Below are 14076 nucleotides of genomic sequence, written 5' to 3'. Positions count from 1 at the left end.
GCTCGGCGATCTCACCGAAGAACCGATACATCAACCCCCGGTTGGTCCGCTGCTGGGTCTCGAGCCGCTCGGCCACCTCCACACGAAAGTCGTTGCCCACCAGATCCGACGAGGTCTCCCGCAACACCACGTGCGCGGCGTCGATCGCGTCCAAAGCAGCGCTAATCCGCTCGCGTGCCGCGTCCGCGCTGAGGAAACTCACACCCCAAATCTATCGAACAAATGTGCGAATCAGGCCGGCCGAACACCAATCTGTGGATAAAACCGCAACTGTGGATAAGTCGCCCACAGAAACTCAGGAGTGCTCCGAGTTCAACTGCCTCAAAGCTTGGATGCGGGCCTGGATCTGCTCGCGCGTCGCCGCGGCGATCGGCGGGCCACCGCAGCGACGGCGCAGTTCGTTGTGGATCCAGCCGTGCGGTTTGCCGGTGCGGTGGTGCGTCGCCGAGACGAGCGTGTTGAGCTCGCGGCGCAGGTCGCGCAGCTGGCCGTGCATCGACGGCAGCGGAGCCGGTGCATTAGCGTTGCCGGCCCGCTTGGCCAGCTGCTCGTCCTGGCGCCGGTGCAGCAGGGCGCGCATCTGCTCGGCGTCGAGCAACCCCGGGATGCCGAGGTAGTCGGCCTCCTCCTCGCTGCCGGCCGGGGCGGCGGTGCCGAACGAGGACCCGTCGAAGATGACCTGGTCCAGCTCGGCGTCGGCGCCGAGCGAGGTGAAACCCTTTTCTGTTTCCGGCTTTTCGGTTTGCGTCCGCACGGCCGGGTCACCGTCGAGGGGATCGGCGTCCTCGCGGTGCGGTTGGCCGAGGACGTGGTTGCGCTGTGCCTCCAGCTCGCTGGCCAGCTGCAGCAGGTTGGGCACCGACGGCACGAAGATGCTGGCGGTTTCACCGGCCCGGCGCGACCGCACGAACCGGCCGATGGCCTGGGCGAAGAACAGCGGCGTCGAGGCGCTGGTGGCGTAAATCCCGACCGAAAGCCGGGGGACGTCGACGCCCTCGGAGACCATGCGCACCGCGACCAGCCACCGGCTGGTGCTCTCGGCGAATGCGGTGATCCGCGCCGACGACCCGGGATCGTCGGACAGCACGACGGTCGGCGGCTCCGAGGTCAGCTTGGTCAGCAGGGCGGCGTACGCGCGGGCCGCCGTGCGATCGGAGGCGATGATCATGCCGCCGGCGTCGGGCACGTGGGCCCGCTTCTGGCGCAGCCGCTCGTCGGCGGCCGCGATCACCGCGAGCATCCATTCGCCCGCGGGGTCGAGCGCCGTGCGCCACGCGCGCGCGGTCTGCTCGGCGGACAGCGGCTCGCCCAGCCGCGCGGCGTGCTCCTCGCCGGCGCTGTCCCGCCAGCGGGCCTGCCCGGAATAGGCGAGGAACACCACCGGCCGGACCACGCCGTCGGCGAGGGCCTCGGTGTAGCCGTAAGTGTGGTCGGCCTGCGACCGCAGCACCCCGTCGGGGCCGGAGGTGTACGTGACGAACGGGATGGGGCTGTCGTCGCTGCGAAAAGGCGTGCCCGTCAAAGCGAGCCGGCGCGTCGCGTCGCTGAAGGCCTCGCGGATGGCCTCGCCCCAGGTCTTGGCGTCACCGCCATGATGGATCTCGTCGAAGATGACCAGGGTCTTGCGCTGCTCGGTGCGCACGCGGTGCAGCGTCGGGTGCGCGGCGACCTGCGCGTAGGTGACCATCACGCCGTGATACTCCGGCGAGGTTTGCGGGCTGGTGTTGGAGAACCTCGGGTCCAGGGCGAGGCCGTGTCGCTGCGCCGCCAGCGCCCACTGCACCTTGAGGTGCTCGGTGGGCACCACGACGGTGACCTGGTCGACGGCGCGTTGACCGAGCAGCTCGGCCGCCACCCGCAGCGCGAAGGTCGTCTTGCCGGAGCCCGGGGTGGCGACGGCCAGGAAATCGCGCGGCTGGGCGGCCAGATATTTCACCAACGCCCGGCGCTGCCAGCCGCGCAACGGCGAACCCGTGTCGCTGCCCAACAGCATCGACACAGCTCCCCTCAGACGTGGTTCGCGCGCATGGCCTTGTCGTGTCCCGGTCGTGTCCCGACAGCGTCGACGCGGCCCATGGCGGGTGTGAAATGTAGCATGCCAACGCTTTTCGGCGCAGCAGCGACGCACTGGTCCCTTGGTTGCGGCGACCCGCCGCGCCCGGCTACGCCGCGCTTGCGATCGCCGCTAGCCGGCGTTGCCCGCCAGCTCGCGAGCATCGAGCCAGTTGTGGATTCGCTTGGCGACGTCGGGCCATCCCGGCTCGAGCATCATGTTGTGACCCATCGGGAAGAACTCCGGCTCGGTTCGGTAGGCGCGCGCCGTGGCGCGCACCGCGCCGACGCTGACGAAGCCGTCGTGCACGGCGCCGAGCACCAGCATCGGGGTGGTGACGCGGTCCGTTTTGACCCGGCGGAACATCGGGTCGGTCATCGCCGCGCGGATGCTCTCGGGCCCGGCGCGGTGCCAGCAAGACAGGACGATGTCCTCGGGCGTGTCTTTGCAGAAGAGGTAGGCGCGGGCGAGGCCCGACGTGCGCAGGAACTTGACCAACGTGGGGTCGTTGAACGAGTGCACGGTCATCCAGGGCCGCCGGCGCCAGACGCGCAGCGCCGCCCCGAGCACGCCCGACGGCGGCAGCGAGCCCACCAGCACCGCGGCCGGCGCCGTTCGGTCTTCCAGGTAGCGCTGGATCGTGTAGCCGCCCAGGGAATGCCCGATCAGCACCGGCGCGCCGCCCAGGTCGTCGGCCACCGAACGGACGTCGTCGATGTAGTCCTCGATGCACACCTTCGGCAGCGGCTTGTCGGTGGGGCTGGTGCCATGCCCGCGCAGGCTCATCGCGACCGCGCGATAGCCCGCGTCGGCGAAGAAGTCCAGGAAACCGTCGTCCCAGCACCACGCGCCATGCCAGCCGCCATGCACGAACAGCAGCGGCACCGGGTGGGCATCGGTGCACGCACCCTTGTCGATCACCTCGAGCATGAGCCGACTTTTCTTCGCTCGCGTCGCGACGTCAAGCCCCTGCGGTGCCGCACGCTCGGCAATCGCTCCAACCACTAGGCTGGCGGGGTGTTTGAATCGCTGTCCGACCGATTGACCGGTGCCCTACAGGGGCTGCGGGGCAAGGGTCGTCTGACCGACGCCGATATCGAGGCCACCACCCGCGAGATCCGGCTGGCGCTACTGGAAGCGGATGTGTCGCTGCCCGTGGTGCGGGCGTTCGTGGGCCGGATCAAGGAGCGCGCCAAGGGGTCCGAGGTCTCCGGCGCGCTGAACCCGGCGCAGCAGGTCGTCAAGATCGTCAACGAGGAACTGATCGGCATCCTGGGCGGGGAGACGCGCCAGCTGGCGTTCGCGAAGACGCCGCCGACCGTGATCATGCTCGCCGGTCTGCAGGGCTCCGGTAAGACGACGCTGGCCGGCAAGCTGGCCGCCTGGCTGCGCGGCCAGGGACACACGCCGCTGCTGGTGGCGTGCGACCTGCAGCGGCCGGCCGCCGTGAACCAGCTGCAGGTCGTCGGCGAGCGGGCCGGCGTTCCGGTGTTCGCGCCGCATCCCGGAGCTTCCCCAGAGTCCGGCCCCGGTGACCCGGTCGCCGTCGCCGCGGCCGGCCTCGCGGAGGCCCGCGCCAAGCACTTCGACGTCGTCATCGTCGACACCGCGGGGCGGCTGGGCATCGACGACGAGCTGATGGCGCAGGCCGCGGCCATCCGCGACGCCGTCAACCCCGACGAGGTGCTGTTCGTCCTCGACGCCATGGTCGGCCAGGACGCCGTCGCCACCGCCGAGGCGTTTGGTGCGGGCGTCGGCTTCACCGGCGTGGTGCTGACCAAGCTCGACGGTGACGCCCGCGGTGGCGCCGCCCTGTCGGTCCGGGAGGTCACCGGCGTCCCAATCCTTTTCGCGTCCAGCGGCGAGAAGCTCGAGGACTTCGACATCTTCCACCCGGACCGGATGGCCAGCCGCATCCTGGGCATGGGCGACGTGCTGACGCTGATCGAGCAGGCCGAGCAGGTCTTCGATGCGCAACGCGCCGAGGAGGCGGCCGCCAAGATCGGCACCGGCGAGCTGACGCTGGAGGACTTCCTCGAACAGATGCTGGCCATCCGCAAGATGGGTCCCATCGGCAACCTGCTGGGCATGCTGCCCGGCGCCGGCCAGATGAAAGACGCGCTCGCCGAGGTCGACGACAAGCAACTCGACCGGCTGCAGGCCATCATTCGCGGGATGACGCCGCAGGAGCGCGCCGACCCGAAGATCATCAACGCGTCGCGGCGGCTTCGCATCGCCAACGGCTCGGGCGTGACGGTGTCGGAGGTCAATCAGCTGGTCGACCGCTTCTTCGAGGCCCGCAAGATGATGTCGTCGATGCTCGGCGGCATGGGCATCCCCGGTCTGGGCCGCAAGTCGGCGACCCGAAAGGCCAAGGGCGCGAAGGGGAAGAAGGGCAAGAAGGGGGGACGGGGCCCGACGCCGCCCAAGGCCAGGAACCCGCTCATGCAGGGCATGCCCGCCGGCTTCCCCGACCTGTCGCAGATGCCCAAGGGCCTCGACGAGCTGCCCCCCGGACTGGCCGACTTCGACCTGTCCAAGCTCAAGTTCCCCGGCAACCCGGGCAAGAACTAACCGCGCCGTGCGGATGCGCCTGCGGGGCCTGGAGCTGCCCGGCGAGACCGAGGTCGAGCTGTGGGTCGTCGACGGCCGCATCAGCGCCGAACCGGTCGCGGGCGCCGACACCGTCTTTGAGGGCGGCTGGATCGTGCCCGGCCTGGTGGACGCGCACTGTCACGTCGGTCTCGGCGACGACGGCGAGATCCCGCTCGAGGAGGCCATCGGCCAGGCCGAGGTCGAACGCGACGCCGGCGCGCTCCTGTTGCGGGACGCCGGCTCACCGACCGACACCCGCAGCCTCGACGAGCGCGACGACCTGCCCCGCATCATCCGGGCCGGCAAGCACCTGGCGAGGCCCAAGCGGTACTCGCGCGGCTTCGCCGACGAACTCGAGGACGAATCCCAGTTGCCGGACGCGGTGGCCCGGGAGGCGAAGCGCGGCGACGGCTGGGTCAAGCTCGTCGGCGACTGGATCGACCGCGGCGTCGGCGATCTCGCCCCGCTGTGGTCCGACGACGTGCTCAAGGCCGCGATCGACGCGGCGCACGCTCACGGCGCCCGTGTCACCGCGCACGTCTTCAGCGAGGACGCGCTGCCCGGCCTGATCAACGCCGGCATCGACTGCATCGAACACGGCACCGGGCTCACCGACGACACCATTGCCCTGATGCTCGAGCACGGAACCGCGCTGGTGCCCACGCTGATCAACACCCTGGAGAACTTCCAAGGCATCGCGGACTCCGCGGCGCGCTACCCGGCCTATGCCGCGCACATGCGCGACCTGCTCGCGCGGTGCCCGGCGCGCACGGCCGCGGCGCGCGAGGCGGGCGTGCCGATCTACGCCGGCAGCGACGCGGGCACCATGATCGCGCACGGGCGGATCGCCGACGAGGTCGAGGCCCTCAAGGGCATCGGCATGAGCCCGACCGAGGCGCTGGGCGCGGCGTGCTGGGATGCCCGTCGCTGGCTGGGCCGGCCCGGCCTGGATCACGGGGCGTCGGCCGACCTGCTGTGTTACTCCGAGGACCCCAGACAAGGCCCCGGCGTGCTGAACCGGCCGGACCTGGTGATATTGCGCGGCAAGGTGTTTCGGCCACATCGCTAGGCGCGCGCGGCGCCGCGATCGTGGCTAGGATTGCGTGATGGCGTTGGCCAGCGGCGCGACCTTCGCCGGTTACTTGGTCGCGCGGAGGCTGGGTTCTGGAGCGACTGGTGCGGTCTATCTTGTCCAGAATCCCCGTTCGTCGCGCTGGCAGGCGTTGAAGGTCCTGACGCCGGCGCTGTCGGCGGACGGCGAGTTCCGCCGGAGGTTTTGGGCGGAGAACCCGATCGCGACGAACCTCTATCACCCGAACATCGTCGAGGTCCGCGACCGCGGGGAGTACGACGACGAGCTGTACGTCGCGATGGAGTACGTCGAGGGCATCAACGCCGCGCGGCTGATCTCCGATCGATTCCCGGCCGTCTCGCCCGTGGGCGAGGTGCTGTCCATCGTGACCGCCGTCGCCGACGCGCTCGACTATGCGCACAAACGCGGACTGCTGCACCGCGACGTCAAGCCCGCCAACGTCTTGGTGACGGGCCGCGTGGAGGCTGAGCAACGGACCCTGTTGACCGACTTCGGCATAGGCGGCCGGCTCGGCACGGCCGGCTACGCCGCGCCCGAACTGGCGGGCGACGGCGCCGACGGGCGCGCCGACCAGTACGCGCTGGCCGCCACCGCGTTCCACCTGTTGGCCGGCGCGCCGCCGCCATCAGGCACCGCGCTCAGCGACCTGCGCCCGGAATTAGCACGCCTGGACGCCGTGTTCACCCGCGCGCTCGCGACCAGCGCCGGCGACCGGTTCGAGACCTGCGGCGAATTCGCGGAGGCGTTGAACGACCAGGCGGGCGCCCGCAGCCGCGACCGCAGCCCCGAGGCCGTCCTCGTGGCCGATTACCCGGCCTACTCCTGCCCCGTCCCGCCCGCGGCGGCCCCGCTGGCCGACCGCCCCGACGACTTCGTCGCGGATCATTCCGGGGCTCCCGCACCCGACGCGGCCAAGACTCCGGCCACCGCACCGAGGACGCACCGCCGCCGCAGGATCGCGCTGGGCTCCGCGGCGCTGGTGGTCGTCGGGGGGCTGCTCGTCGCCGGCTTCGTCGGCGAGCGCAAGACCGACGCGACGGCCGCCCCGGCCGCCCACCCGACCGTGAGCGCGCCGGCCCCCCCGATTCCGCTCGACGGCACCTACCGCCTCGAGGTGCAGCGCAGCCGGCAGACGTTCAACTTCACGCCCGAGCCCCAGCCGCCCGACGTGACCACCTGGTGGGCCTTTCGCTCGTCGTGCGCGCCCGGCCCCTGCACGGCCGTCGGCGCGCCGCTGGACGACAACGACCACACGCAGGCGAAGTCGACGGTCTCGCAGCCGGTCGTGCTGCAATTCCGCGATGGTCGTTGGCTGTCGCGGCCGGAAGACGGAACGTTCCCCTGCATCGCGCCGGACGGCGCCGAGCGGACGCAGGCCACGACGCAGGTGCTGTCGCTGCGGCCGCGCCCGCAAGGCGGGCTCGCCGGGGAACTGACCGTCACCGTGCGAAGCAACGAATGCGACCAGCAGGGCGCGGTGCTCCGGGCTCCAGCGCAGGCCACCCGCAGCGGCGACGTGCCGCCCGGTGTTACGGTGCCCGACCCCCCTCGCTGAGTTGACGAGGCATTTTCTTGTGACTGGACACGGCCGACGAAAAGATCGCGAGTACTTGCTATCTATGTTACGGTTCGTGGCACCCGACCAGCTTGGAGGCAACGTGGCCTACGACGTGATCATTCGCGACGGACTGTGGTTTGACGGCACCGGCCGTGCGCCGCAGACGCGCAGCCTTGGAATTCGCGACGGCGTGGTGGCCACCGTGTCCCGCACGCCGCTGGATGAGACCGGCTGCCCCGAGGTGATCGACGCGGCCGGCAAGTGGATCGTGCCGGGCTTCATCGACGTGCACACCCACTACGACGCCGAGGTGCTGCTGGACCCCGGGCTGCGGGAGTCGGTGCGCCACGGCGTCACGACGGTGTTGCTGGGCAACTGCTCGCTGTCGACCGTGTACGCCGATTCCGAGGACGCGGCCGACCTGTTCAGCCGGGTCGAGGCGGTGCCGCGCGAATACGTCTACGGCGCTTTGGATTCCACTAAGACGTGGTCGACGGCCGCGGACTACATCCGGGCGCTCGACGCCCTGCCGCTCGGGCCGAATGTCGGTTCGCTGCTTGGCCATTCGGACCTGCGGACCGCGGTGCTTGGTCTGGATCGCGGCACGGACGAGACTGTCAAGCCCACCGAGGCCGAGCTGGAGAAGATGGCGGCGCTGCTGGATGAGGCCCTCGACGCCGGGATGCTCGGCATGTCCGGCATGGACGCGGCCATCGACAAACTCGACGGCGACCGCTTCCGGTCGCGCGCGTTGCCGTCGACGTTCGCGACGTGGCGGGAGCGGCGCCGGCTGATCAAGGTGTTGCGCAAGCGCGGCCGCATCCTGCAGAGCGCGCCCGACGTCGAGGACTCGAAATCCGCACTGCTGTTCTTCCTGGCCAGCAGCCCGATGTTGGGGTGGCGCAAGGCAGTTCGGATGAGCCTGCTGGTGTCGGCGGATGCGAAGTCCATGCCGCTAGCCGTGCACACTTTCGGGCTCGGCACCCGCCTGCTGAACAAGTTCCTGGGTTCCAGGGTGCGCTTCCAGCACCTGCCGGTCCCGTTCGAGCTCTACTCCGACGGCATCGACCTGCCGGTCTTCGAGGAGTTCGGCGCCGGGACGGCCGCCCTGCACCTGCGCGACCAATTGCAGCGCAACGAGCTGCTGGCCGACAAGGACTACCGCCGCAAGTTTCGGCGCGAGTTCGACCGGATCAAGCTCGGCCCGTCGCTGTGGCACCGCGACTTCCACGATGCGGTCATCGTCGAGTGCCCCGATAAGTCGTTGATCGGCAAGAGCTTTGGCGCCATCGCCGACGAGCGCGGGCTGCATCCGCTGGACGCGTTCCTCGATGTGCTCGTCGAAAACGGTGAGCGCAACGTCCGGTGGACGACCGTCGTCGCCAACCACCGGCCCCGGCAGCTCAACAAGCTCGCCGCCGAGCCCAGCATCCACATGGGCTTCTCCGACGCCGGGGCGCACCTGCGCAACATGGCGTTCTATAACTTCCCGCTCAAGATGCTCAAGCGCATTCGCGACGCCCACCGGGCCGGCGCGCCGTTCATGTCCACCGAACACGCGGTGCACCGGCTGACCGGCGAACTGGCGCAGTGGTTCGGCATCGACGCCGGCACGCTGTGCGAGGGCGACCGCGCGGACTTCGTCGTGATCGACCCGGCCGGCCTCAACGACTCGGTGGACGGCTACCACGAGGAAGCGGTGCCGTTCTACGGCGGCCTGCGGCGCATGGTCAATCGCAACGACGACGCCGTCGTCGCGACCGGCGTGGGTGGCGCGGTCGTCTTCCGCGCCGGCCAATTCCGGGAGGGCTACGGCCAGACCGTGAAGTCGGGCCGCTACCTGCGTGCGGGCCAGCGCATCCGGGGCCGCACCGCGGAGAAAGTCGGGGCCTGACATGGCCAGGACCCAGCAGCAGCGCCGGGAGGAAACCGTCGCGCGGCTCCTCGAGGCGTGCATCGACACCATCATCGAGGTCGGCTACGCGCGGGCGTCGGCCGCGGTGATCACCAAGCGCGCGGGGGTTTCCGTCGGCGCGCTGTTCCGCCACTTCGACACGATGGGCGATTTCATGGCGGCGACCGCGTCCGAGGTGTTGCGCCGTCAGCTGGAGTCGTTCACCAAGCGGGTTGCCGAGATTCCCGCCGACCAGCCTGCCTTCGACGCCGCGCTGGCGATTCTGCGGGACATCACCACCGCACCGACCAACGCCGTGCTCTACGAGCTGCTGGTGGCCGCGCGCACCGACGAAAAGCTAAGGGACACTTTGCAACACGAGCTGGGGCAGTACTCGGCGAAGATCTACGACGCCGCCCGGGCGATGCCCGGCGCCGAGGGCTTCGACGAGGAGACGTTCCCGGTGGTCGTGGCGCTGATGACGAACGTGTTCGACGGCGCCGCCGTGGTGGAGGGGGTGCTGCCGCAGCCGGCGATCGCCCAGCGGCGGATACCGGTGCTGACGGGGCTGATGCGCGCGGCGCTGCCGAATATTGGCTTGTGAGAAGCGGTTACGGCGAGCCTAGAGCGACCCCACGCCGGTCTCCGGGTTGAGCGCGAAGCCCCAGTCGAACAGGCTGCCGGCCTGATCCCAGTACGTGGGTCCGCCCTGTTTCACCAGCCCGTACATCATCGCGATCACCAGCCGGCGACCACCGCGGGCGGCCGCACCGACGAAAGTTTTGCGCGCCGCGTCGGTGAAGCCCGTCTTGCCGCCGATGGCGCCGGGGTAGCGCTGTAGCAGTTCGTCCTGGTTGGTGATCGGTTCGTCGCCGTGGTCGCCGGGGAACATCGCCGACGGCTCGGCGGTGATCTGCGCGAACACCGGGTTGGCCATCGCGGCGCGGAAGATGACGGCCAGGTCGTGCGCCGTCGACGCCCCGGAGCCGCGGGGGCCGTCCAGGCCGGACGGGGTCGCCGCGAAGGTGCTAGTCGCGCCCAGGGACGCGGCCTTGGCATTCATCTTGGCCACGGTGGCGTCCGCGCCGCCCAGCAGGTGCGCCAGGGTGTTGGCCGCGTCGTTGCCGGAAACCAGCAACAACCCGTCGAGCAATTGGCGCGCGGTGTAGGTGCGGCCCGGCTTGATGCCGACGCAGTTGCACTCGACCTCGGTGTCGGCGACATCGGCGACGACGGTGGAGTCCAGGCTCACCTGGTCCAGCGTCACCAGCGCCAACAACACCTTGATGGTGCTCGCCGGCGGGTGGGGGACGTTCGCGTCGCGGGCGGCCAGCACCTGACCGTTGTCCAGGTCTGCCACGATCCAGGTCTGGGCCGGCCCGTCCGGGATCGGCACCGAGCCGATCGGCTGCGTGCTGTCGGCCCGAGCGGGCGGGCCTCCCGCGATGGCACCGGCCGCCAGGAGGGCGGCGACGGCGGCCATGAGCTTGCGCATGGCCGCACAGTTTAACCTTCCGGCCTAGCGCCAGGGCATGTCGCGCCAGGAATAGTTTGCCCCGTCGCCGATGTCGTGCACGCCGTAGTAATCCCAGTAGTAGTCGTGGCAGACGTTGCCGTCCCACGGGACGGGCCGGCCCGCCGGAAGGACATCGCCGGGGCACCAGTGCTGGCAGGACTTCCCGGCCGGGCACGGAGCGGCCTGCGCGGAGGGCGCGGCCAGACCCGCGCCGCCGAACATGAACGACGCCGTTGCTAATCCCGCGATCATGGCTTTCATACCCACGGGATTATTCCCCTGGCCCGCCGCCGGTGTCCTGCGAAAACGGGAGAAACGTCCCGTCGGTTTCATGTCGGGCTCCTTCGTTGCTGGAGGCCCGGATGGGCCGCTGCAACAAGTGGACACCGGCCCTCGGCGATACCGATCCCAACTCTTACGCAGCGAGCCCCGCGATGAAGTCGGCGACGGAACGGGGTTCGCGACGCAGAATGGCGTGCAGCACAAGCGAATTCCCGCCGTGAAAGCCGTGCCGGTCGTAGTCTTCGAACATCGTGGCCAGGCCCTCGGGACCCGGGGGGACGTCGTCGGTGTCCTCGGCCCGCAGGGTGCGCCCCGCGACCCGACTCATCATCTCGGCGACCTCGACCCGGTCGACCATGCCGCCGGCGGCGAGCTCGAAGGTGCCACGCGACAGGCGCGGCTCGACGAAGGCCAACGCGGCCGCATCCGCGACGTCGCGATAGTCGACGTAGGTCATCTTCGAGTGCTTCGACCACGGCGCGACGACGGCGCCGGTTTCCAACGCGCTCCGGTAGGTCGCCTCTAGCGCTTGGACGTACATCGCCGGCTGCAGCACGCTGAAGTCCAGGTCGGACGGATAGAGTGCCTCCTCGACCGGGCGCGTTCCCGCGTGGTTCGGCAGGCTCAGCGACGGGTGGTACACACCGTTGTAGACCAGTTTCTCGACGCCCGCGTCGACGGCCGCCCCGACCACGTTGAGCGCCATCGACGTGGCATCCGGGTGAAACGCCGGAGTGATCAGGAAGACTCCGTCGACGCCGTCCAGCGCCTTGGCGACCCCGTCGGCGTCGGCCAGGTCCAGCTGTACCGTCTCGGTCGCACCGGCCCGGCGAGCCTCGTCGGCCTTCGCCGGGTCGTGGACGACGCCGCGGACGTCGATTCCCTGAGCGGCGAGGGCGGCGACGACGTGGTGGGCGTACTGGCCCGTCGCGCCCGTCGCCAGGACCCTCATGCGCGGGGCTCCCTCGGTCCAACCGGCGTGAGCGCGATCACCGGGATGGTCCGCGACGTCTTGCGCTGGTACTCGGCGAACCCCGGGTAGCGCTCGGCCTGCAGCGCATACTTCTCGTCCCGCTCGGCCCCATGCAGCTCCGTGGCATGCACGTCGACGATGTCGTCGCCGACTTCGATGCGGGCGTCCGGGTTGGCCTTGAGGTTCCAATACCACGCGGGGTTGTCGTCCGCGCCGGCCTTCGAGGCGAACACGAGGTACCGGTCGCCGTCGGGCAGATACATCATGATGTTGGTCCGCGGCTTCCCGCTGCGCGCTCCGACGGTGTGCAGGATGACCAGCGGTGCGCCGTCGAACTGGCCACCGACGCGACCGTGATTGGCGCGGAACTCGGCGATATTGCGCTCGTTGAAATCGTTGCCCTCGCTCACGAAATGCCGGGTATCCGATTGCGCGGTCGTGAAACATGCCCGCGTTTTGTGATGCGGAGCAAGGGAATCCATCCGCGAGTGCGAGATACAGGCTGACATCGGCTGACATCGGAAGGAGTGTCTTCATGCGCGTGTACCGGTTCGACGAGCTCACCGGGCTGGATGGATTGCGGATGCACGAAGAACCGGTCCCATCGCCCCAGCGAGGAGAATTGCTGCTCCGCATCCGAGCGGTCTCGCTGAACTACCGAGACGTGGCGATTCCCCTCGGTCGGTACGTGCGCGACAGCACACCCGGCTTGGTGCCGTGCAGCGATGCCGCCGCCGAAGTCGTCGAGGTCGGCGAGGGCGTCGACGACTACCTTCCCGGCGACCGGGTGGTGAGCGCATTCCATCCGAGGTGGTTCGGCGGCCCGATGCCGGCGACAGCGGATTCCGACAGCTACGGCAGCGGGCAGGATGGCTGGCTGACCGAGTACAAGGTGGTATCCCGGGAGGCGGTCGTGCGCATTCCCGATGCGATACCCGACGATCAGGCCGCGACGCTGCCGTGCGCCGGGGTCACGGCCTGGAACGCGCTCGGCGGCCCCGCGCCGATTCGCGCGGGCCAAACCGTGCTGACGCTCGGGACCGGCGGCGTTTCGCTGTTCGCGCTGCAACTGGCCAAGCTGGTCGGTGGGCGTGTCGTCGCGACGACGTCGAGTCCTGAGAAGGCGCAGACGCTCAAAGCGCTGGGCGCCGACGACGTCATCGACTACCGCCGCAATCCGAATTGGGGGGAGCAGGTGCGCGAACTGACCGGTGGCCGAGGCGCGGACCGGGTCGTCGAAGTCGGCGGCCCGGCCACCATCGAGCAGTCGTTGCGCGCGATCGCCAGAGATGGCGAGGTGACGCTGATCGGCTTTCTCAGCGAAGACAACCCGGGCATCGACTATTTCCTGCTCAAGGGCGCCGGCGCGACGACGCGATCCATTACCGTCGGGAGCCGGGCCGATCTGGCAGATCTGGTGCGAGCCGTCGGCGCTACCGGGCTGGCACCGGTGATCGACGACGTCTTCGAATTCGAGGATGCGAAAGCGGCGTTCGTGCGGTTACGCGACGGCAAGCACGTCGGCAAGCTCGTCATCCGGATCGGCTGAGGGCAGCGGGTCTGGTCGCGCGGCGACGCCGCCGGCTATGTGATCCCGTTGTTCCCGGCCGGGCCGAGCAGCAGCCCCCCGGCGCCGCCGGTGCCGCTCGTGCCAACGGTCGTGCCAATCCCCGCATTGCCGCCGTTTCCGCCGGTGCCGAACAGTACGGCGTTGCCGCCGTTGGCACCGTTGCCGCCGGTCGCTGCGCCTTCGCCGCCGGCGCCCCCGGCACCGCCGGTGCCCAGGAGGAGTTGGCCCGCCTGGCCGCCGGTCCCGCCCGGCCCGCCGGTCGTGCCCCCGGCGCCGCCGGTCCCGCCGGACCCGGCGTCGCCCCAAAGCAGGCCGGCATTGCCGCCGGTCCCGCCCGCGCCGCCGGTGATGTTGCTGTATCCGCCGGTTCCGCCGGCGCCGCCGCCGTTGCCGAGGAGTACCGCCGTTCCGCCGGACCCGCCGTGGCCGCCGGCGAGGACCCCGAAGGCGCCGGCCCCGCCGTCGCCGCCGGCGCCTTGCAGCAGACCGGCGCTACCGCCGCCCCCGCCGGCTCCGCCGGTGCCTCCGATGCTGACCCCGCC

At 70.2% G+C, this 14076-nt stretch carries 12 protein-coding genes and 2 pseudogenes; 6 read left to right on the top strand and 8 right to left on the bottom strand.

Translation table 11 applies throughout. From position 1 onward, the window contains the following. The 3 genes and pseudogenes from AWB92_RS23105 to AWB92_RS23095 all read right to left on the bottom strand — a co-directional run. Positions 1–211 (bottom strand): annotated as a pseudogene (locus AWB92_RS23105) (HNH nuclease); the annotation flags it as partial. Positions 212–295: 84 nt separating this feature from the next. Further along, the gene (locus AWB92_RS23100; RefSeq protein WP_085189815.1) at positions 296–1993 is read right to left on the bottom strand and encodes a DEAD/DEAH box helicase; all 1698 of its coding nucleotides are present in this window, start codon (positions 1991–1993) and stop codon (positions 296–298) included. A 192-nt stretch (positions 1994–2185) separates the two neighbouring features. After that, complete coding sequence (locus AWB92_RS23095) at positions 2186–2983, bottom strand: alpha/beta hydrolase (protein ID WP_085189811.1); 798 nt, start codon at positions 2981–2983, stop codon at positions 2186–2188. Positions 2984–3070: 87 nt separating this feature from the next. Between AWB92_RS23095 and ffh the strand changes: the two genes are divergently transcribed. The 5 genes from ffh to AWB92_RS23070 all read left to right on the top strand — a co-directional run bounded on the left by ffh (position 3071) and on the right by AWB92_RS23070 (position 9797). Then, positions 3071–4627, top strand: coding sequence for a signal recognition particle protein (gene ffh / locus AWB92_RS23090; protein ID WP_085189809.1), 1557 nt, complete (start codon positions 3071–3073; stop codon positions 4625–4627). A 13-nt stretch (positions 4628–4640) separates the two neighbouring features. After that, on the top strand, positions 4641–5717 hold the full coding sequence (locus tag AWB92_RS23085; RefSeq protein WP_142282257.1) for an amidohydrolase family protein: 1077 nt from the start codon (positions 4641–4643) through the stop codon (positions 5715–5717). 37 nt (positions 5718–5754) lie between these two features. Beyond that, positions 5755–7296 (top strand): serine/threonine-protein kinase, encoded by a 1542-nt coding sequence (locus AWB92_RS23080; RefSeq protein WP_085189805.1) that lies wholly within the window; start codon positions 5755–5757, stop codon positions 7294–7296. 64 nt (positions 7297–7360) lie between these two features. Further along, positions 7361–9193 (top strand): amidohydrolase family protein, encoded by a 1833-nt coding sequence (locus AWB92_RS23075; protein ID WP_085189803.1) that lies wholly within the window; start codon positions 7361–7363, stop codon positions 9191–9193. 1 nt (position 9194) lies between these two features. Continuing rightward, a complete protein-coding gene (locus tag AWB92_RS23070; protein ID WP_085189801.1) occupies positions 9195–9797 on the top strand; it encodes a TetR/AcrR family transcriptional regulator in 603 nt (200 codons plus the stop codon). A gap of 18 nt (positions 9798–9815) precedes the next feature. On the opposite strand, the gene AWB92_RS23065 is transcribed toward AWB92_RS23070, so the two are convergent. The 4 genes from AWB92_RS23065 to AWB92_RS23050 all read right to left on the bottom strand — a co-directional run bounded on the left by AWB92_RS23065 (position 9816) and on the right by AWB92_RS23050 (position 12374). Next, a complete protein-coding gene (locus tag AWB92_RS23065; protein WP_085189799.1) occupies positions 9816–10688 on the bottom strand; it encodes a D-alanyl-D-alanine carboxypeptidase family protein in 873 nt (290 codons plus the stop codon). 24 nt (positions 10689–10712) lie between these two features. Continuing rightward, positions 10713–10970: a hypothetical protein gene (locus AWB92_RS23060; protein WP_085189797.1), complete on the bottom strand. Its 258-nt coding sequence runs from the start codon at positions 10968–10970 to the stop codon at positions 10713–10715. 154 nt (positions 10971–11124) lie between these two features. Then, entirely contained in the window at positions 11125–11943 is an 819-nt protein-coding gene (locus AWB92_RS23055) for an NmrA family NAD(P)-binding protein (protein WP_085189795.1), read from the bottom strand. Beyond that, positions 11940–12374 carry a nitroreductase family deazaflavin-dependent oxidoreductase gene (locus tag AWB92_RS23050; protein ID WP_068185727.1) on the bottom strand — a complete coding sequence of 145 codons (435 nt, stop codon included), beginning with the start codon at positions 12372–12374 and terminating at the stop codon, positions 11940–11942. The genes AWB92_RS23055 and AWB92_RS23050 overlap by 4 nt, the downstream gene beginning before the upstream one ends. Positions 12375–12499: 125 nt before the next feature. Here AWB92_RS23050 and AWB92_RS23045 point away from each other — a divergent pair, with 125 nt between their 5' ends. Beyond that, on the top strand, positions 12500–13513 hold the full coding sequence (locus AWB92_RS23045) for an NAD(P)-dependent alcohol dehydrogenase (RefSeq protein WP_085189791.1): 1014 nt from the start codon (positions 12500–12502) through the stop codon (positions 13511–13513). A 35-nt stretch (positions 13514–13548) separates the two neighbouring features. Here the strand turns inward: AWB92_RS23045 and AWB92_RS31130 are convergent. Beyond that, a pseudogene (locus AWB92_RS31130) lies at positions 13549–14076 on the bottom strand (PE-PGRS family protein); the annotation flags it as partial.

This window comes from Mycobacterium sp. IEC1808 (genome assembly GCF_002101935.1).
Lineage (GTDB): Bacteria > Actinomycetota > Actinomycetes > Mycobacteriales > Mycobacteriaceae > Mycobacterium.
This window is presented reverse-complemented; position numbering and strand designations above follow the sequence as displayed.

Coding starts and splice junctions, on each gene's coding strand:
- AWB92_RS23100 (WP_085189815.1), bottom strand. CDS start 1,993: ATGCTGTTGGGCAGCGACACGGGTTCGCCGTTGCGCGGCTGGCAGCGC.
- AWB92_RS23095 (WP_085189811.1), bottom strand. CDS start 2,983: ATGCTCGAGGTGATCGACAAGGGTGCGTGCACCGATGCCCACCCGGTG.
- AWB92_RS23085 (WP_142282257.1), top strand. CDS start 4,641: ATGCGCCTGCGGGGCCTGGAGCTGCCCGGCGAGACCGAGGTCGAGCTG.
- AWB92_RS23080 (WP_085189805.1), top strand. CDS start 5,755: ATGGCGTTGGCCAGCGGCGCGACCTTCGCCGGTTACTTGGTCGCGCGG.
- AWB92_RS23075 (WP_085189803.1), top strand. CDS start 7,361: ATGTTACGGTTCGTGGCACCCGACCAGCTTGGAGGCAACGTGGCCTAC.
- AWB92_RS23070 (WP_085189801.1), top strand. CDS start 9,195: ATGGCCAGGACCCAGCAGCAGCGCCGGGAGGAAACCGTCGCGCGGCTC.
- AWB92_RS23065 (WP_085189799.1), bottom strand. CDS start 10,688: ATGCGCAAGCTCATGGCCGCCGTCGCCGCCCTCCTGGCGGCCGGTGCC.
- AWB92_RS23060 (WP_085189797.1), bottom strand. CDS start 10,970: ATGAAAGCCATGATCGCGGGATTAGCAACGGCGTCGTTCATGTTCGGC.
- AWB92_RS23055 (WP_085189795.1), bottom strand. CDS start 11,943: ATGAGGGTCCTGGCGACGGGCGCGACGGGCCAGTACGCCCACCACGTC.
- AWB92_RS23045 (WP_085189791.1), top strand. CDS start 12,500: ATGCGCGTGTACCGGTTCGACGAGCTCACCGGGCTGGATGGATTGCGG.